We start from the raw sequence: 18,845 nt of genomic DNA, 5'->3' as shown, positions 1-18,845 counted from the left end.
CGGCGGCGTCTAAACGTTAATGACACGTCGTTGTTTTAAGAATGACGTTCACGCGTTTTACGGGTACAGCGTTTATCGTAGTGGCGTACCCACCAATAGCGGTCGGCGACGCGCTCACGACCGCCAACGCGCGCACCGACCAGCCATAACAGCGCGCCGATAAAGATGCTCATGACGGCGCCGTGAGAAAAATATTGGGGTAAATCCAGTTGGGGTAACTGAGCCAGCACAGAGTAGCCCACACCACCCACCATGGTAATGAGCCCCAGCCCCATTAGAACGTTGCCAAGCAGCTCCGCGCCTTTACGTTTCATTGGTCACCTCCCCTGTATCAGTCAAATCTACTGATGTATAGCCAGCCACTCATCAAGAGCGCTAATCTATCCCATTAGTGACAGTATAGTCCCTTGATATTCATCTGCTTGGTTATAGCTCACATTTTATCTTGACAAATCACACGGATTTTACATTCCCGATGCGATACCCCCGGAGACACCGCGCCGCACGCCGCCGAAAAACGGGAAAGCGCCTCCCCTTCCCCCCCCCCTCTGTAGACGCCGGCAGGGTAGTGAGCGACGGCAAATTATGGTCTAATTACGCTTTGGCGCTTTGCCTACTATCTGCCGCGGCACTGCCCGCGCCTATCACATAAAGACTGAATGCACAGATGACGATTAAACTGATTGTCGGCCTGGCTAACCCTGGCGCTGAATACGCCCAGACCCGCCACAACGCCGGCGCCTGGTTCGTTGACGCCCTCGCCGAACGCCACGGCCAGTCCCTGAAAGAAGAGAGCAAATTTTTTGGCTATACCGCCCGCCTCAGCCTGGCAGGCCATGACCTGCGCCTGCTGGTGCCGACCACCTTCATGAACCTGAGCGGCAAAGCCGTTTCCGCCCTGGCCGGTTTTTACCGCATCGCCCCGGATGAAATTCTGGTCGCACACGATGAGCTGGATCTGCCGCCGGGCGTCGCCAAACTGAAGCTCGGCGGCGGTAACGGCGGCCATAACGGCCTGAAGGACATTCAAAGCAAGCTGGGCAACAACCCCAACTTTCATCGCCTGCGCATCGGCATTGGCCATCCCGGCGACAAAAGCAAGGTCGTTGGCTTTGTTCTGGGTAAACCGCTGGCCAGCGAGCAGCCCCTGATCGATGAAGCCATCGACGAGGCGCTGCGCTGCACCGATCTGCTGATGCAGGAGGGCATGGACAGGGCGATGAATCGCCTCAACGGTTTCAAGGCCAGCGTCCGCTAAGCGCGACGCAGCAACGCCGCCTCCCGCACGCCCCCTACGGATAAGTCGAGAAAATGACGCGTTGCGTGTATAATTGGGCAATATTTTCCTGTTTCTTTGGCGGTTAATCTATAAACAGCCAAAAATTCAATGAGTTAAGGTGATTAAACATGGGTTTTAAATGCGGTATCGTCGGGCTTCCCAACGTCGGTAAATCCACGCTGTTCAATGCGCTGACCAAAGCGGGGATCGAAGCAGCCAACTTCCCGTTCTGTACCATTGAGCCGAACACCGGCGTCGTACCGATGCCGGATCCGCGTCTGGATCAGCTGGCCGAGATCGTGAAACCCCAGCGCACCCTGCCGACCACCATGGAGTTTGTCGACATTGCCGGCCTGGTAAAGGGCGCCTCTAAAGGGGAAGGCCTGGGCAACCAGTTCCTGACCAACATCCGTGAAACCGAAGCCATCGGCCACGTGGTCCGCTGCTTTGAAAACGACAATATCGTGCACGTTTCCGGCCGCGTAAATCCGGCGGAAGACATCGAGGTGATCAACACCGAGCTGGCGCTGGCGGATCTGGATACCTGTGAACGTGCGATTCACCGCGTGCAGAAGAAAGCCAAAGGCGGCGACAAAGATGCCAAGCTGGAGCTCTCCGCGCTGGAAAAATGCCTGCCGCACCTGGAGCAGGCCGGCATGCTGCGCGCGCTGGACCTCAGCGATGAAGAAAAAGGGGCCATCAAGTACCTGAGCTTCCTGACCCTAAAACCGACCATGTATATCGCCAATGTCAACGAAGATGGCTTTGAGAACAACCCGTTCCTGGATCAGGTGCGCGCCATCGCCGACGCAGAGGGATCCGTTGTGGTTCCGGTATGCGCCGCCGTTGAGGCCGATATCGCCGAGCTAGACGACGCCGATCGCGACGAGTTCATGGCCGAGCTGGGTCTGGAAGAGCCGGGCCTGAACCGCGTGATCCGCGCCGGCTACACGCTGCTGAACCTGCAGACCTACTTCACCGCCGGGGTAAAAGAGGTGCGCGCCTGGACGATTCCCGTCGGCGCTACCGCCCCGCAGGCCGCCGGTAAAATCCATACCGACTTTGAGAAAGGCTTTATCCGCGCCCAGACCATCGCCTTTGACGACTTCATCACCTATAAGGGTGAACAGGGTGCCAAGGAAGCCGGTAAGATGCGCTCTGAAGGTAAGGACTATATCGTCAAAGATGGCGATATCATGAACTTCCTGTTTAACGTCTAATTCGCTTCTGTTGTCTCATGCGATCTCAGTGAATCGCATGAAGACTGGAAAACCCCATAAAATCCACGCAATTGCGTGGATTTTTCATTTCATAATGTCTCAACTCATCTCGTAACAACCCAGTCGAAAATAAGGAGATGGATGAGTACAGCACTCTTCCCTTTGTTCAAGACCAGCGCAAAGTAGAGTTTTCAGTCTTTCTTCTCCTGAAAAAAGAGGTTATCTAGCATGAAAAAAACACGTTATACAGGGAAAGAGGTTGCTTTTGCTCTGAAACAAGCCGAAACCAGCACTCGAGTGGGGGAGGTCTTCAGAAAGATTGGTGTTTCTGAGGCTACTTTTTACAATTGGCAAAAAAGTTTGGCGGCATGATGGCAGATTTAAGTCTGGACAAAGAGATGCTGCAGGAAGTTATCAAAAAAATCCTAAGACCGGCGCAGAAGCGCGAAGCTATCGCCTGGCTGCTGGAGACCTACCATATCGGGTTACATCGAGGTTATCGTCTGATGATGCAAAACAGCACAGTATATAACTATTGTAGCTGCCGTGATGAGCGGGCCATCGCTTTACGGATAAGATAAATAGCAGAAACCCACATTTGCTACGGTATTCAGCATATTCATATTCTTCTACGCCGGGAGGGCTGCTGGTTACTCATAAGAAAACACACCGAATTTATTGTCAGGAAGGTCTGAATTTACGAGCAAAACGCCCTGACGGTATGTGACGAGTCAGGCACAAAAGCGTCCATCCGGAAGTAACGGCAATAGACCAGTGCTGGAGCATGGACTTCATTGCTGATAATCTGTTCAATGGACGCTGTATCTGCGCATTGACTATAGTCGATAATTTTAGTCGTGAGTACCTGGCGATCCTCATGGGTCAAGGGCTGCAGGGAGGATGTTGTCTCGGTGATGGCGCGTCCAAAGGCATTAAAGCAGCGAGTTCTCGAACTGCTGTAGACAGACAAGGGTAGTGAATTTATATCTAAAATGCTGGATCTCTGGGCGTATGACAACGGTATAGCAATGGACTTCTCACGGTCTGGAAACCGACGGATAATGAGCTAAATCACATGGAGAAAATCAGTGTCTTTTGAACCTATTGAAAATAAGAAAACTTACCAGTACGTAGCTGAGAGAATTGAAGCAAAGATTGTCTCTGGGGAATTTTCTTTACATCAACGCTTACCAGCAGAAAGAGAGCTAGCGCGCATCCTTCATGTTAGCCGAAACGTTGTGCGTGAAGCTTTGCTTTCTCTTGAGCTAGCTGGTTATGTTGTGATAAAGCATGGGGTTGGTTCAATCGTAGCTTCAAAAACTCCTATTACAAACTCTATTTTATTATTAAATAAAGAAATTAGTCCAACTCATCTCATGAGTGTAAGGCGTGTTGTTGATGCTGAAATTGCAGGACTTGCCGCTCTTAATGCAACGCCAAGTGACATAGAACAGTTAAAGGAGGCTTTAAATGGAATAATGAGCAATGATGATTACCCTTCTCCTGATGCAGATTGGGTCCTCTTATTTCATAAGAGGTTAGCTTCAGCAACTGATAATCCAGTCTGGTCGTTAATTAATGATCAAATATGGCAATTAATGAGAACACCGCTACTTGAATCATTTCGTTTAAAAACAAAAATCTACTATCAGCGCAAGGATCGTCAGGCTTATCGCAAACAAATTATAACTTGCATTGAGGAAAGAAACTCTAGCGGAGCTAGAGATGCTATGATTAAACATGTAGAAAGTGTCACCTCATTCTTTTTTGATGAAGTCATAGACTGATGTGCTAGCAGATATATTAGATGGCTTTTATTGTTAGATCTCCCCTTCAATAACGAAGCATGGTAATGTAATGACTCCATGCTTCATTACTTTCAATAGTATTGAGGACACTTAACATCTTTTTAATAAAAATAATTAATGCGAATTTTTTATGATTTTCATCTATGACAATATATAAAACGTATTAATTATTGAAATATCTCCTATTCCGTTCAGAGTAGCTATGCAGAGTATACTGGAAGTAGGGACTCTTCCATCAAGTATTATTTGATGCTCACACATTCTGTTAATTGATGAGGTATTAATTAGTGCACTTATTTCACGTTATGGCGACGATTCAAGTTCAGGGCCCTCCATCAATAACACGGCTGGCTACAGGTAGATATCCTTGACGTTGGACAATAATACAAATAGGTCACTGATTTTTTTAAAATATAAACCAATCTAATTTGATAGAAATTTTTAATCCGAGAGCTCAGGTTGCTATAAAAATGCTTTCGATGGAAATATATTATACTTTTTCAATTTCAACATGTAAGACATTATCAATGTCGTTCCAGCATGGCTGGTTGTTGTATCAACTCTACTAAACTACCCACGTCAGCATCGTCGATTCATTTCTATGCAGTTTTTCCTGCAATCTGTTGGTACTTTCGACCATTACGCTATCATAAGAGCCACTTGTACTGCCTATTAGGAGCAGCACCTCTGCCTTCTACAGTCATTACGTACATGCCCGTAACACGCACTGTGCGCTCTTATCACTATGATGGATAATACCAGTTTATCAACGATTCACGATGCCAGCTCTAATGCTTGTAGAGGGAACATTGCCTACATCGGACGCTGGCCATCCCCTCAACGATAAGCTAGGTGAATATATTAATAATTAACGCCACATACGCGAAGCCATGCCAAGTTCGGCGTTGGATAAGAAAAAGGTGTAGTCGGACGATTTTCTAACCTCTCCTCTACGAATTTGACATGAGTATTTCGACCCGATCTGACTTTCCAGCACCATATTTGCCAATTTAGCAGATCTCTCAAATACATTTGACACGAGTAGCTAAAATACGACTCTATCGAGAGATCTTTCATATGATCAACCACGCTTTATCTTTATATGCAGACTATCTCATACAAGTTAGCTTACATATATAATAAGCATCAAAAGAACAATCAGTTAATCTATCTATTTCACATAACTACATCAGCAATCTGGAAACAATGTCACGATGTAACAACCTACTAAAAACTTGCTTTGGAATGTTGCACGCACAAGGACATGCTCTCCTAAAAATCCAGGGTATCTCAATTAACGGCTCAAAAACATTGGCATCAATAATGAATATCGCCAAGACATAAATATTATAAATAGTTAAATGGCGACTTTGACTATTCCCACAACATAATTTTCTCACAAAAAAGAATAAATAACCACAAAAGAACAAAATGACAAAACAGAATCATTAAAAATAAATAAAAAAAGCACGAATTAATCATATTTCATTGTTAATAGTATTCTATGTGTAAGTTTTACTTTTCTTCAGTTCAGATCACAAAATATTCATTTGGGATGATGATAGTATGTGGTCCTGTGGTTCTACCACTGTTCCACATAGGATTATTAGCGTTTTTTAATTTAAACATCATTATTGTACAAACCATACAATGTTAACATTTTTCAATTATCCAATAACTGGGAAGATCTATAAATTAGAGGTGAAAGATGAAGAAAAAACATATCTTAGGTTTAAGATGGTGGATAATAGGACTCGTGACACTAGCTGTGATACTTAATTATCTTGATAGAAGTGCTTTAGCTGTCGCAATGCCAACAATTAAAGATGATATTGGTCTTACTACACAGGAGTACTCATATATTGTTGCTGCATTTCAAGGCGCTTATATGATAATGCAACCTATTGCAGGATATATACTTGATATACTTGGCAGTAGAATAGGTTACGCAGTTTTTGCTATTTTATGGTCATTATCATGTATGATTCATGCTTTTGCTACGGGTTGGATATCATTAGCTTTTTTTCGCACATTACTTGGTTTATCAGAATCAGCAGTTATCCCTGCATCAATGAAAGTAGTATCTGAATGGTTTCCTGATAAAGAAAAATCCGTCGCAACTGGTTGGTTTAACTCTGGAACATCTATTGGCGCTATGATAGCACCGCCACTAGTGATCTGGTGTATTTTAACTTACTCTTGGCAGGAGGCATTCGTTATCGTAGGTGGACTTGGTTTTATATGGGTAATCATTTGGCTGATGTTTTATAGAGATGTTCAAAAACATACCCGACTTAGCCCTGATGAAAAGCACTATATTATTAGTGGGCAAACATTAGCAGTTGACGAAAAAAACGGAATTAAAACTTCTTGGCGTAATATGCTTAGAAAAAAAAACCTATGGGTATTAATGTCTACTCGTTTCCTTATTGCACCGGCTTGGGCAACATTCACTTTCTGGATCCCTATCTATTTGGCTACAGTAAGAGGCATGAGTCTAAAAGAAATCGCCTTATTTGCCTGGATGCCATTTTTAGCAGCAGATCTCGGTAGTATTATAGGGGGATATTTATGTCCATTTTTTGTTAATCGATTTAAAACCTCAATTATTACTTCACGTAAACTTGTCGTCCTTATAGGGTCTCTATTAATGTTTGCTCCCGCATGTATTGGCCTAGTAACAGATAAGTATATGGCTGTAGCTCTCTTTTGTATCGGTGGTTTTGCGCATCAAGCAATTTCAGGAGCTTTGATTACACTATCATCTGATATTTTTCCTAAAAATGAAGTCGCCACAGCGAGTGGATGGACAGGCTCAGCTGCTTGGCTAAGTCAAGCATGCTTCTCATTGGTTATTGGCGCTGCAGTAACTACAATTGGTTATGACCCTTTATTCGTTAGCCTTGCATTCTTTGATGTACTAGCTGCAATAATTTTGTGGAAATATATATCTTCACCGTTCAAACAACAAGAGATATGAGAAGTGAGTTAAATATTTTATATGTTTCTTTATGTGGAAAAATTTAGTTAGAGTAATAATAAATAGGAAAACTTATTTCACGCGAGAAAATACTATGACTCAATCTAATGTTTTACTTATCACTGTCGATCATTGGGCTGCATCAATGATGGGATGCGCCGGAAACAGCGCCATCATGACCCCAACTCTAGATCAGCTTGCTCGTGGTGGTATTCGTTTCAAAAACTGTTTCAGTACATGTCCTGTTTGCATTCCAGCCCGACGCTCATTGATGACTGGCAGTTTTCCTCGTACGCATGGTGATCGAGTATTTACTGATGAACTCCCCATGCCACCTATGAAAACACTAGCAGGCTCTTTCGGTGAGGCTGGATATCAAACCTATGCTGTAGGAAAACTTCATGTCTATCCACAGCGTGATCGAATCGGTTTTGATGATGTGATTTTATCAGAAGAGGCTCGATACAATTATGGCGTAACTGATGATTATCAAATATGGCTTGGGGATAATGGTTATCTTGGAAAAGAATATACTCATGGTATGTCAAATAATCAGTATTTTACTCGACCATGGCATTTACCAGAAGAAGCACATCAGACAAATTGGACAACGGCTCAGATGGTAAGAATGATTAAACGTAAAGATCCTACTAGACCCGCATTTTTTTATGCATCTTATGTACATCCTCACCCACCATTAGTACCGTTGCAAGCATACTGGGATATGTATGCCGATGTAACGTTTCCTGAGTCGGCTCAGGGTGACTGGGATAATGATGATGTAGATGTTCTTCGTCGTTTGCGTTTACAAGCGACACCGTATAAAACAATGGATATTCAACGCGCTAAAAGGGCTTTTTATGCACTATGCACACATATAGACCATCAAATTAGACTTCTTATCGGAACTCTACGCGAAGAAGGATTGCTGGACAATACGATAATGGTGTTTACATCAGACCATGGTGATACATTTTTCGACCATGGACTAGTGGCAAAAAGAAATTTCTATCGTAACTCTACTAATATTCCACTTATTTTATCAGGCAAACAAATAAGTCATTTTGCCGGAACTATTGATAATAGAGTTGCCTGTTTAGAAGACATTATGCCAACGCTGCTGTCTGCATGCAATATATCGCCTCCAGCTACTGTTGAGGGTATTAATCTACTTAGTGAAGCGAAACGAGACTTCCTATATGGCGAAGTTAATCAAGGAGCTTTAGCCACAAGAATGGTAACAGATGGAAAATATAAATTAATATATTACCCTAATGGAAATTACATACAGCTATTTGATATTAAGAATGATATAGACGAAATCAACAATTTAGCAAAAATATATGAATTTAGAACTATCATAGACCAATTCACTACATTTTTGATCTCAAATCTATATGGTGGAGATGAGAAGTGGGTTCAAGATGGTAAATTAGTCGGTCTACCTAGTGAAAGCTTTGATGAACCAAGCATTGACTTTGGTTTATATAATCAACGAGGTGGGCACTGGCCAGTTCCTAAAGTTGGTGCTGCGCGATTTATATAGGGATTTATATTAAATAAACACTGGCAGATATTCTATACGAATCTAGAATATCTGTCTCTAATCAACATCACTTAAAGAAATATAATTAATACATTCTATGCCAGACTGTTCCATTTATTATAGCTTTAAATTTGAATGATATTTTTTCTTAACAAAGGATTTTTGATATTCTCTATATCTCCATTATCTTATTTAATGTTAAAATAGAATCCACTTGTTACGCTTACAATGTCAATTACAAATATTGTTTTTATTTTGAGAAAGAAACCTCTTGTCCAAACAGGAAAAAATTATATTAATGATTTGTTATTTTATATTCACAAAATGACTGACTATTAAGATAATCCTAAAGTAAATATGATATGAATGAGCTTATTGACCATGACTTTTTCACAATGCTATAAATAACCTATTAATACAATAGTTACACCATCTTAATAAATATTAGGGAAGGTGCGAACAAGTTCCTGATATGAGATCATCATATTCATCCGGAGCGCATCCCAGAGGGACATCATGAGCCATCAACTCACCTTCGCCGATAGTGAATTCAGCACTAAGCGCCGTCAGACCCGAAAAGAGATTTTCCTCTCCCGCATGGAGCAGATTCTGCCATGGCAGAATATGACCGCTGTCATCGAGCCGTTTTATCCCAAGGCGGGCAATGGCCGACGGCCCTATCCGCTGGAGACCATGCTGCGTATTCACTGCATGCAGCATTGGTACAACCTGAGCGACGGTGCCATGGAAGATGCCCTGTACGAAATCGCCTCCATGCGCCTGTTTGCCCGATTATCCCTGGATAGCGCCCTGCCGGATCGCACCACCATCATGAATTTCCGCCACCTGCTCGAGCAGCATCAACTGGCCCGTCAATTGTTCAAGACCATCAATCGCTGGCTGGCCGAAGCAGGCGTCATGATGACCCAAGGCACTTTGGTGGATGCCACCATCATTGAGGCACCCAGCTCTACCAAGAACAAAGAGCAGCAACGCGATCCGGAGATGCATCAGACCAAGAAAGGCAATCAGTGGCACTTTGGCATGAAGGCCCACATTGGTGTCGATGCCAAGAGTGGCCTGACCCACAGCCTAGTCACCACCGCGGCCAACGAGCATGACCTCAATCAGCTGGGTAATCTGCTTCATGGAGAGGAGCAATTTGTCTCAGCCGATGCCGGCTACCAAGGAGCGCCACAGCGCGAGGAGCTGGCCGAGGTGGATGTGGACTGGCTGATCGCCGAGCGTCCCGGCAAGGTAAAAACCTTGAAGCAGCATCCGCGCAAGAACAAAACGGCCATCAACATCGAATACATGAAAGCCAGCATCCGTGCCAAGGTAGAGCACCCGTTTCGCATCATCAAGCGGCAGTTCGGCTTCGTGAAAGCCAGATACAAGGGGCTGCTGAAAAACGATAACCAACTGGCGATGTTATTCACCCTGGCCAACCTGTTTCGGGTGGACCAAATGATACGTCAGTGGGAGAGATCTCACTAAAAACTGGGGATAACGCCTTAAATGGCGAAGAAACGGTCTAAATAGGCTGATTCAAGGCATTTACGGGAGAAAAAATCGGCTCAAACATGAAGAAATGAAATGACTGAGTCAGCCGAGAAGAATTTCCCCGCTTATTCGCACCTTCCTTAGCATAGCGTATCACCCTATTATATTTTTATGTTAAAACAATATTATCTAGTCTGATTACTGAACTTTCACAATAAGATTGTATCATTGCTAAATTATCTAGGAAAACAAGAATGAAGTGTCTATTTGAACGCAAATTAAATCCATGGTGGAAAGAGGGAGAACGACCAGACTATCGTTTTTCTCTAGCTAATGAGCGAACTTTTTTAGCTTGGATTCGAACATCATTAGCTTTACTTGCTAGTGCAATTGCTCTTGATCAACTGATATTACACTATAATTTACCATTAAAATGGAGCATTCTGGCACTTTCATTGGCAATGATGGGGGCTGTCATTAGTATATTCTCATGGCTCCGTTGGAGAGATAATGAAATAGCAATGAGGCATTCACGCCCTTTAAAATTAATGAACGGCATGCCAATTCTTTCTATTTATATATCCATCGCATCAGTTTTAATTATTTTTTACATACTATAGGCAATCTCTATGACTCAATCATCTGATAGTGGACTACAATATGAAAGAACTCTTCTATCCTGGCATAGAACATTCCTTTCCTGTATTATCTTAGTTAGTTATTTAGCAAGGTTATTTATTACCACTTATAATTATATATTTGTTTTTATTTTATTCATATTGACAATACATCTACTCAGTAACAGCTATTTGAGTATAAAATTCTCACAATCTTCATTTTGGCGTTTAAATTCAATGCTAGCTTTGGTTACTATTATATCTGTAATTACAATCATGAAAACCATGAAGATTATATTACTGAAATAGAAATTCATGATTACATTATTGCTAAACTCATTAATTACTAAATAGTTTTTACCACTCACAGGTAGTAGTCCTACTCTATAACTTGAGCATGGGGGAACATATGACCTCCCCTGACTTATACCTTAACTTAAAGAAAAACCATCCTTTAAAGATACTGAACAAAGGGAAGAGGCCAGGACACCACGGCCCCCGCGCGAGGCGCTCAGTGGTACAAAGAGCGCACGTTATTACGCCTGGCACACCATCGCACAACGCGTCGCCGCGGAATAACTATACTTAATCGCGCGTGCCCCTTTGGTGTCTCTCACACCGACACGCCGTCGACCGGAATGAATGAGATGAACCGTAGAAAGATGTTACGCATGATGAGTGCCGCCTTGGCGACGCTATGGCTCGGCGCCTTACCGACACACGCCGCCGAACGGCGCCCCACGCGCGATAGGGTGCTGGTGATCGGCGCGGGATTAGCCGGTTTGGCCTGCGCTCGAACGCTGCAGGCGCAGGGATTCGCCGTCCAGGTGGTGGAGGCACGCCAACGGATAGGCGGACGTATCTGGACCAGCCACGCCTGGTCGGAGATGCCGTTGGATCTCGGCGCCACCTGGATCCACGGTACCCGGAAGAATCCCCTGACCGGTATCGCCGAGCAGATCGGTGCTCGCCTGCAGCCAACGCACTACGAGGAGGCGCTGGTCTTCGCCCAAGACGGCCACCCGCTGAGCGCCAGGGAAGAGCGCGTCTTAGACCGCCTCAAGGCGGTATTATTCGAGGCGATCCAGGAGGGCCAGTCGGCGACCCAGGATAAGAGTATCCTGACCACCGTTGCGGAAATCGTCCAGGATGCCAGCCCCGCCGAACGCCTCAACATCTGGTATCTGCTCAATTCGAACCTGGAGCAGGAGCTCTCAGGCGCGCTCGGCGAGATGTCGACCTATTACGTCGATGACGACTGGGCCTTCGGCGGCGAGGACGCCCTCTTCCCGCAAGGATTTAGCCAGATCACCGATCATCTCGCCCAAGGGCTCTCCGTCGCCCTCGGCCAGGTGGTCAGCCAGATCGACTACTCGGCGACGGGCGTCAGCGTGCACACCCTGCAGGGGCGGGTATTCCAGGCCGATCGCGTCGTGATCACGCTGCCGCTCGGGGTGCTGCAGCGCGGTCACGTGGCGTTTTCCCCCGCGCTCCCGGCCGACAAACTGAGTGCCATTCAGCGCCTCGGCATGGGTACGCTGAATAAATGCTACCTACAGTTTCCCCACATCTTCTGGCCCGACGATATCGACTGGTTAGAGTATATTTCCCCGCAGCCCGGCATCTGGAGCGAGTGGGTCAGCTTCGCCCGCGCCGCCCGCTGGCCCGTGTTGCTCGGTTTTAACGCGGCGCGCCAAGGCGTCGCCATGGAGGCGCAGAGCGATCAACAGATCGTCGCGGACGCCATGGGGGTCTTACAGCGCCTCTTCGGCCCGACGATCCCGCAGCCGCTACGCTACCAAATCACCCGCTGGTCCCGCGATCCCTACAGCGCTGGCTCCTACTCCTACTACCGCACCGGCTCGACCCCGCGCGATCGGCGCACCTTAGGTAAGTCGGTGGCGGATCGGCTCTATTTCGCCGGCGAGGCTGCCTCACGCCGATACTATGGCACCGCCCACGGCGCTCTACTCTCCGGCTTACAGGCGGCACAAGAGATAGTAAACCATTAGTTTTCGCAGCCGAACATGTAATAATACGCGCCAACGCCGTGCAGCGCATGGCATTCCATAGCGGTATGACGAACGAGGTTACCATGGCGCGTCCATCCACCGAACAACGCAAAAACATGATTATCGAGACGGTCTTGGCCCTGTTTAAGGAGAAGGGAATGGCGGCGGTATCGACGCGCGACGTCGCCGAAAAAGCGGGGCTGGCGCGCAGCCATGTCTACCACTATTTCAAGGACTGGAACACCCTCTCCATCTGTGCGGTGGAGCATTTCTTTCACCACGAGATCGCCGAGCTGGAGCGTCGTCTGGCGCCCCTGACGCCCAGCGAGGCACTCAGCGTGTTTATTCGCGATAACTTACCCACTCATCAAGACGCCTCCTGGCGTATCTACCTGGATGCCTGGAATGCCTCGCTGTGCGACCCACAGTTTGCCGCCAGCTACAGCCAAATCCTCGTTGACTGGCACCGCACCCTGCAGAACATCCTGCTACGCGGAGCGCAGGTGGGCGAGTTTATCATTGCCGACGCCCCGCGCCGCGCGCGCCAGATCATCGCCCTGATCAATGGCTATGCCGATGAGCTGATCCTGGATCCGACCCCCGAAGGCGTCGCCCTGGCGCAGCAGGAGATCATGGACGTCGTGCAGCGCCTGATCCACTAAGCGCGGCGCGCCAGATCGCAGCAACCGGTCACCTCTCGGCGGCCTAACTTAGGCGGCCAACAGGCTGGCGCGGACCTTGATCACCACCTTGGCGATGGCCTGCGCCTCCCCCACCCGACAGCCCGGCTTATGCGGCTCGCCCGGCATAAAGAGGGCAAATATCCCGGGATGCAGCATGACCCACTGTTCACGGGTGATCTGCTGACACCGCTGATAATCCTCCTCCTCACGCCACGCCTCGCAGGCGCGCGCCGTACCGGCACCCCCGTAGAAGATGCGCTCCTCCCCGCTCAGCAGCAGCTGAATGTCGATATAGTCCGCATGCAGCTCCGCCGCCTTCTCCTGCAGTACCTGCGTGGTCAGCTACATGACATTCATAAAGATATCGTCGCCGTCCAACGCATAGCGCCCCGGTGCCTTATCCGCCGCCGTCTGGCATCGCCGCCAAGGCACGGCACAACGCCGCGTGTAACCGTGGATGCAGTCCGGCCCCATTCAGCCCCTGTACATCGCCCAGCAGCATCATCCCTCTCCTTGCGCCAGCCATGCCACGCCCAACAGTCCCGTATCGTAGCGATAATACGCCGCCCGTAGCGCCACCTGATAGGGCGCCGGTTCTGCCGCTAAAAACTGGGCCACCTGCTGCAAATACCCCTCGGCCAACCCGACGCTGCCGCCGATCACCACGCACTGGCAATCCGTCACCGCCTTGATGTCGGCGCCGGCCAACGCCCCGCGTGCCGCCGCCGCGATCCCGCATCCCGAGGCGATCGCCTCGACACAGCCCACCCGGCCACAGCCACAGCGCGGCCCCTGGGGATCGGCCAGGGTATGACCGATGTGGCCCGCCAATCCGCCTTGCCCCTGCACCAGACGCCCATCCCGCACCATACCGCTGCCGACACCGGTGGAGGCGGTAATAAACAGCATGTCGCGCACCTGCACCGCTAGGGGCTGATACTCCGCCCAGGCCGCGGCCTGAGCATCGTTCAGCGCCAAGGTCGGCAACCCGGTCAGCTCGCGAAGGGTCTCGACCAGGGGAAAGCGCAGCAAACCGCCCAAGTTGCTGGGATTGATCGCCAGCAACGTCCCCTGGCGGATGATGCCGGTGGAGGCGATGGCGACGCGTGACGCCTGGCGCTGCAGCGGCGCCACCAGCGTCTGGAGGGCGGTGCGCAGCGCATCCGGCGTCTGGCTGGCCGGCGTCGGCAGCTCTCGCCGCTCACGGATCTGTCGATCCGCCCCGACCAGGGCGCAGGCCAGCTTCGTCCCACCGATATCGATCGCTAACGTACTCATCGTGTTACCCCGCCTACCGCGGCGCGATGTCCGAAATCTGGCTGTGTCAGGCGTAGGAAAGATACCGCGACGCTACGCCTCCCGCCGTGTTGACCTAATGCGGCCCCGCATCGCCGGTACCCCGACCAGGCGCCCGTCAGCGCCGGCACGCAGGGGATGACGGCTCCCCGCGGCGCGCTGGTGCAATGCGCCGCACGCTCAAGACATGACATACGCAATATCCCTCCCGCCCCCTCACAACCGGCCCGGTAAACTGCCGAGCCGATATACCTCTGACCACCTACCCTTTACTCTTCGCTACGTTACCCTTGTAACCACCGAAGGGAACCGCGCCGCTGAAGGGTTTGCCGTCGATCGCATCGTGCGTGCGCAGCGCCTCCGGACGCAGCCAACGCTGTACCCGCGAGGGCATGTCGAGACCGATCAGCAGGATCACCACGAAGGTCAGGCTGAAAGAGAGAGAACACAAGGCGGTACCGAGATCCAGACGTTGGGCGATCAACGCCCCGAGGATCGGCGCCAATGCGCCCCCGAGCGCCCCGACGTTGTAGGTAAAGCCCAAACCGGCCGCCCGTTGATCGGTATCGAAGTAACCGCCGATCAGCTTCGGCAGGATCCCCGAGATGCCTTGCCCCAACATCTGCTGGAAGAACAACAGAATACCCAGTACCCAAACCTGCGTCCCACCGATGGAAAACACCGGGATAATCAGTAATTGAGAGGCCAGCAGGCTGTAGGCATACGCCTTACGGCTACCCAGCCAGTCACCGAGAAAACCGCCGACACAGCAGCCAACCGCCGCGCCGAAGCCACTGAAGAACAGAACCTGCGCCACGATGGCCGGGCTATAGTCCAGCTCGGTTTTCAGATAGGTGGGCAGCAGCGCCTGGATCGGCCAGGAGTAGAGGAAGGCGAACAGCACCACCACCATCAACATCACCCCGGTGGGCCAACGTTTACCGCTGCTCTGCACCATAAAACTGATGAAGATGGCGGCGCACAGCAGCCCCAGGATCGCCACGATGGCCGCATTCTGTAAGTCACCCGCGAAGCAGAACCACAGGGCGATGGCGGCGACCGCCGTCATCAGCATGTTAATCACCCGATGTTCACCACGATAGAGGATATCTACCATGGTACGAACCGGCGCCTTACCGGCATGCTTCTCTTTCCAGTCATGTGCCTCCGGAATATTTTTACGCAGCCAGAGGGCGAAGATGATCGGCAGGATGCCGATGAAGAACAGGGCGCGCCAGCCCCAGGTGGGCACCACCAGGCTATAGACCTGAGCCGCCACCACCGCGCCGACGGAGAAGCCGGAGATCAGGAAACCGCTGGCCTTGTTACGCAGCTGCCTGGGCCAGCTCTCGATGACATAGGTGGCGCTGGAGCCATACTCCCCCGCCATCCCCATGCCGATCACCAGGCGGGCGATAAACATGGTGGTGTAGCCCGGCGCCAGGCCGCAGGCTAAGGTCCCGACGGAAAAGAGGATAATACTGGATACCATCGCCAGACGACGGCCGTAGCGGTCGCCCATGGCGCCCAGCATCAGCCCGCCGAACCAGCGGGAAATAAAGGCGGCGGAGATCAGGCTAGCCGCCTGTACCGTCGTCAGCCCGAACTCAGCCTGAACATCGGTCAATACCAGGGCAATTAAAACAAAGTCAAAACCATCAAGCAGGTACCCCAACCAGGCGGCGGAAAAGGCTCTCCACTGCGACCGATTGAGATGGCGATACCACGGGATGTTCTGGGTTGTACTACTCATGTCACTCTCCCGATGCTCTGTTTTTCATTGTTATGTGCAGGGAGGCGCGGACAGCCGGCCTAGGTTCCTCGCGTTGTGCGGCCGGAACGGCGTCACGCCTCCCGCATGGAGGTTAGGCCATTAACCCGCCCGCTCGGCCATCAGTTGCTCGGCTAACGCCTTCAGCGCCGGCAAGTAGCACGCCTCAACCGGGATAAACGGCTTGCGACACAGCGGTACGGAGAGGACATCCATATAGTGCAGCACCATCTTCAACCCGCGGAATACCCCGGCCTTGATCAACAGATCGATCACCTGGTTGCATTCGCTCTGCAGCGAGCGCGCCGTCGGCACGTCACCCGCTTGCAGCGCCCGGGCGATCGCCTGATAGCGCCATCCCATAATGTTATAGGTGCTACCGATGCCCCCGTCGGCCCCGGCCAGCAGGCCGCTGGCGAAGATCTCATCGTAGCCGTTGTAGAGCACCAAGTCGGGATGGGCGCGGCGGATCTGCTCCATCTGGTACAGGTCACCGGAGGTTTGCTTCAGCGCCTCGACACCCGGCAGGGTGACCAGGGTGTTGATCTGATCGAGCGTCAGCTTCACGCCGCTCAACGCCGGAATGTTGTACACCACCATCGGTAAGCCATCGGCCGCCTCGATGATGGCACGGTAGTGGTCGCAGTGTTCGGCGAAGCTAAAGGGGTAGTAGAACGGGGTGACCGCCGAGACGGCGTCAAAACCGTAACGCCGCGCCGCCTGGGCCAACTGCTGGCTCTCCGCCGTGCCGATCGCGCCGACGTGGGCGAGCAGGGTCACCTTCCCCTGCGCCTCATCGGCGACGATCTCCAGCACCTGCTCGCGCTCTTCCCGGCTCTGCATGAAGGCTTCCCCGGTGGAGCCACCGACATACAGCCCATCGATGCCCTGTGCGATGTTAAACCGCACCAGGCGGCGCAGACTCTCGGTGTCCAGCCGCTGTTGATGGTCGAACGGTGTTAACAATGCGGGCATTACGCCTCTTAACTCTCTTGCCATGATGACCTCTGTCGATAGTGTATATTGTCTAACTACATACCTGTATACCTGTTATACCAGACTAAATAATCGACAGCCCACGACCACAGCGTTATTGTGCGATCGAGTTCACTAAATGATCGTTAGGATCGTCACTATTCGTCGGATGACGACTGTGCGCTCAGGGTTTGCCAGCTGGCGAAGACACTGTTGAGATGCGTCTGCAACGCGCGATCGGCCTGGTCGGGATCATGGCGGCGGATGGCGTTGAAGATTTCGATATGTTGTTGATAACTTGTATTATTATGCTCATACAGATCGGCATCAGCGACCGCAGGACGCGCCGCCAACAGCCAATCAAGCAGGGCGACATGGATCGCCATGAAGATCGGATTACCGGGGATCCCGGCCAGTACCCGGTGGAAATCGACGTCGGAGCGAATAAATAGGGCGTTGTCGTCCAGCGACTGGCTATTGATGGCCAGGGTCTGCTCGAGCAATGCGACCTGCGCATCCGTCGCGTGTTCGGCCGCATAGCGCACCAGACTAGACTCAAAGAACAGGCGCAGCTGTTCAAAGTGGGCGATGCCCCCCGGATGGGAGAGAAAGTCCTTGGCCATGCCGGACAGCTCACCGATGATGGTATCGGCGGAGGGGCGCGAGATGCGGGCGCGCTCGCCGTTGTTGATCTGCACCAACCCCTTGCGCTTCAGAGCCGCCAGGGCCTCACGCACCGACGGACGGCCCACGTTGAAGAACGCCATCAGCTCACGCTCGGAGGGCAGCTGCTCTCCCTCGCCAAACTCGCGGCGGCGGATCATCTGCTCTAACTCCTCTTCCACCATCTCCGACAGCTTCTTGCGCACCAACGGACGACGGCGCAGGTTATGGCCGATAGCCGCAGGCGAGGAGAGCGTGGTGGGATCGAAGTCGTTCATAGCGTCCATTCAGGTCAGCAGTCAATCACGGTAAACCCGTTTATCCTAACACAGGATCGAAAACAGGGGGAAACCTCGCTACGCCCCCTAGGTAGGCTACGACACGGTCAGCGAGCAGCGGCCTATTCCCGACCCGCCTCCCCCGGTATCGCCGCCGCCATATCGATTGCCCTCCGGACGATATGAAGCACGCCCCCCCGGCCCGATCACGCCG

Annotated in this window: 15 protein-coding genes and 2 pseudogenes; 11 read left to right on the top strand and 6 right to left on the bottom strand. The window is 50.6% G+C overall.

The genetic code is table 11. The features are described 5' to 3' along the window. Positions 1 to 35: 35 nt before the first annotated feature. Positions 36 to 314 carry a stress-induced protein YchH gene (gene ychH, locus ETEE_RS15340; RefSeq protein ID WP_034165789.1) on the bottom strand — a complete coding sequence of 93 codons (279 nt, stop codon included), beginning with the start codon at positions 312 to 314 and terminating at the stop codon, positions 36 to 38. A 353-nt stretch (positions 315 to 667) separates the two neighbouring features. Here ychH and pth point away from each other — a divergent pair, with 353 nt between their 5' ends. The 11 genes and pseudogenes from pth to ETEE_RS15295 all read left to right on the top strand — a co-directional run bounded on the left by pth (position 668) and on the right by ETEE_RS15295 (position 13,627). Next, positions 668 to 1,258 (top strand): aminoacyl-tRNA hydrolase, encoded by a 591-nt coding sequence (gene pth, locus ETEE_RS15335; RefSeq protein WP_012848253.1) that lies wholly within the window; start codon positions 668 to 670, stop codon positions 1,256 to 1,258. 149 nt (positions 1,259 to 1,407) lie between these two features. Next, positions 1,408 to 2,499, top strand: a complete 1,092-nt coding sequence (gene ychF, locus ETEE_RS15330; protein WP_012848252.1) for a redox-regulated ATPase YchF — start codon at positions 1,408 to 1,410, stop codon at positions 2,497 to 2,499. A gap of 228 nt (positions 2,500 to 2,727) precedes the next feature. After that, positions 2,728 to 3,562, top strand: a pseudogene (locus ETEE_RS22015) (DDE-type integrase/transposase/recombinase); the annotation flags it as partial. Between the two features lie 25 nt (positions 3,563 to 3,587). Continuing rightward, entirely contained in the window at positions 3,588 to 4,286 is a 699-nt protein-coding gene (locus ETEE_RS20390) for a FadR/GntR family transcriptional regulator (protein ID WP_071881926.1), read from the top strand. Positions 4,287 to 6,015: 1,729 nt separating this feature from the next. Then, complete coding sequence (locus tag ETEE_RS15315; RefSeq protein ID WP_034165786.1) at positions 6,016 to 7,287, top strand: MFS transporter; 1,272 nt, start codon at positions 6,016 to 6,018, stop codon at positions 7,285 to 7,287. A gap of 94 nt (positions 7,288 to 7,381) precedes the next feature. After that, the gene (locus tag ETEE_RS15310) at positions 7,382 to 8,833 is read left to right on the top strand and encodes a sulfatase-like hydrolase/transferase (RefSeq protein ID WP_034165785.1); all 1,452 of its coding nucleotides are present in this window, start codon (positions 7,382 to 7,384) and stop codon (positions 8,831 to 8,833) included. 516 nt (positions 8,834 to 9,349) lie between these two features. Next, positions 9,350 to 10,330 (top strand): IS5-like element ISKpn26 family transposase, encoded by a 981-nt coding sequence (locus tag ETEE_RS15305; protein WP_000019440.1) that lies wholly within the window; start codon positions 9,350 to 9,352, stop codon positions 10,328 to 10,330. 260 nt (positions 10,331 to 10,590) lie between these two features. Beyond that, the gene (locus ETEE_RS20380) at positions 10,591 to 10,956 is read left to right on the top strand and encodes a YidH family protein (protein WP_045426876.1); all 366 of its coding nucleotides are present in this window, start codon (positions 10,591 to 10,593) and stop codon (positions 10,954 to 10,956) included. A gap of 9 nt (positions 10,957 to 10,965) precedes the next feature. Then, on the top strand, positions 10,966 to 11,262 hold the full coding sequence (locus tag ETEE_RS22370) for a DUF202 domain-containing protein (protein ID WP_071844174.1): 297 nt from the start codon (positions 10,966 to 10,968) through the stop codon (positions 11,260 to 11,262). Between the two features lie 338 nt (positions 11,263 to 11,600). Next, the gene (locus ETEE_RS15300; RefSeq protein WP_034164279.1) at positions 11,601 to 12,965 is read left to right on the top strand and encodes a flavin monoamine oxidase family protein; all 1,365 of its coding nucleotides are present in this window, start codon (positions 11,601 to 11,603) and stop codon (positions 12,963 to 12,965) included. Positions 12,966 to 13,048: 83 nt separating this feature from the next. Continuing rightward, complete coding sequence (locus tag ETEE_RS15295) at positions 13,049 to 13,627, top strand: TetR/AcrR family transcriptional regulator (protein WP_034164418.1); 579 nt, start codon at positions 13,049 to 13,051, stop codon at positions 13,625 to 13,627. 48 nt (positions 13,628 to 13,675) lie between these two features. Here the strand turns inward: ETEE_RS15295 and nanQ are convergent. The 5 genes and pseudogenes from nanQ to nanR form a co-directional block, all read right to left on the bottom strand. Further along, positions 13,676 to 14,150, bottom strand: a pseudogene (nanQ, locus tag ETEE_RS15290) (N-acetylneuraminate anomerase). Continuing rightward, on the bottom strand, positions 14,150 to 14,926 hold the full coding sequence (locus ETEE_RS15285) for an N-acetylmannosamine kinase (protein WP_034164280.1): 777 nt from the start codon (positions 14,924 to 14,926) through the stop codon (positions 14,150 to 14,152). Before ETEE_RS15285 ends, nanQ begins: the two are co-directional and overlap by 1 nt. Positions 14,927 to 15,206: 280 nt before the next feature. Next, entirely contained in the window at positions 15,207 to 16,697 is a 1,491-nt protein-coding gene (locus ETEE_RS15280; protein WP_034164281.1) for an MFS transporter, read from the bottom strand. 120 nt (positions 16,698 to 16,817) lie between these two features. Further along, positions 16,818 to 17,714, bottom strand: a complete 897-nt coding sequence (gene nanA, locus ETEE_RS15275) for an N-acetylneuraminate lyase (RefSeq protein ID WP_034164282.1) — start codon at positions 17,712 to 17,714, stop codon at positions 16,818 to 16,820. Between the two features lie 134 nt (positions 17,715 to 17,848). Continuing rightward, entirely contained in the window at positions 17,849 to 18,640 is a 792-nt protein-coding gene (gene nanR / locus ETEE_RS15270; RefSeq protein ID WP_034164283.1) for a transcriptional regulator NanR, read from the bottom strand. Positions 18,641 to 18,845: the final 205 nt, after the last annotated feature.

The organism is Edwardsiella anguillarum ET080813 (assembly GCF_000264765.2).
Classification (GTDB): Bacteria; Pseudomonadota; Gammaproteobacteria; order Enterobacterales; family Enterobacteriaceae; genus Edwardsiella; species Edwardsiella anguillarum.
Note: the sequence above shows the minus strand (reverse complement) of the source record. Positions and strands in the feature narration are given on the sequence as shown.

Bases quoted from the DNA above. Each gene is read 5' to 3' on its own strand.
- ychH (WP_034165789.1), bottom strand. From the start codon at position 314: ATGAAACGTAAAGGCGCGGAGCTGCTTGGCAACGTTCTAATGGGGCTG.
- pth (WP_012848253.1), top strand. From the start codon at position 668: ATGACGATTAAACTGATTGTCGGCCTGGCTAACCCTGGCGCTGAATAC.
- ychF (WP_012848252.1), top strand. From the start codon at position 1,408: ATGGGTTTTAAATGCGGTATCGTCGGGCTTCCCAACGTCGGTAAATCC.
- ETEE_RS15315 (WP_034165786.1), top strand. From the start codon at position 6,016: ATGAAGAAAAAACATATCTTAGGTTTAAGATGGTGGATAATAGGACTC.
- ETEE_RS15310 (WP_034165785.1), top strand. From the start codon at position 7,382: ATGACTCAATCTAATGTTTTACTTATCACTGTCGATCATTGGGCTGCA.
- ETEE_RS15305 (WP_000019440.1), top strand. From the start codon at position 9,350: ATGAGCCATCAACTCACCTTCGCCGATAGTGAATTCAGCACTAAGCGC.
- ETEE_RS20380 (WP_045426876.1), top strand. From the start codon at position 10,591: ATGAAGTGTCTATTTGAACGCAAATTAAATCCATGGTGGAAAGAGGGA.
- ETEE_RS22370 (WP_071844174.1), top strand. From the start codon at position 10,966: ATGACTCAATCATCTGATAGTGGACTACAATATGAAAGAACTCTTCTA.
- ETEE_RS15300 (WP_034164279.1), top strand. From the start codon at position 11,601: ATGAACCGTAGAAAGATGTTACGCATGATGAGTGCCGCCTTGGCGACG.
- ETEE_RS15295 (WP_034164418.1), top strand. From the start codon at position 13,049: ATGGCGCGTCCATCCACCGAACAACGCAAAAACATGATTATCGAGACG.
- ETEE_RS15285 (WP_034164280.1), bottom strand. From the start codon at position 14,926: ATGAGTACGTTAGCGATCGATATCGGTGGGACGAAGCTGGCCTGCGCC.
- ETEE_RS15280 (WP_034164281.1), bottom strand. From the start codon at position 16,697: ATGAGTAGTACAACCCAGAACATCCCGTGGTATCGCCATCTCAATCGG.
- nanA (WP_034164282.1), bottom strand. From the start codon at position 17,714: ATGGCAAGAGAGTTAAGAGGCGTAATGCCCGCATTGTTAACACCGTTC.
- nanR (WP_034164283.1), bottom strand. From the start codon at position 18,640: ATGGACGCTATGAACGACTTCGATCCCACCACGCTCTCCTCGCCTGCG.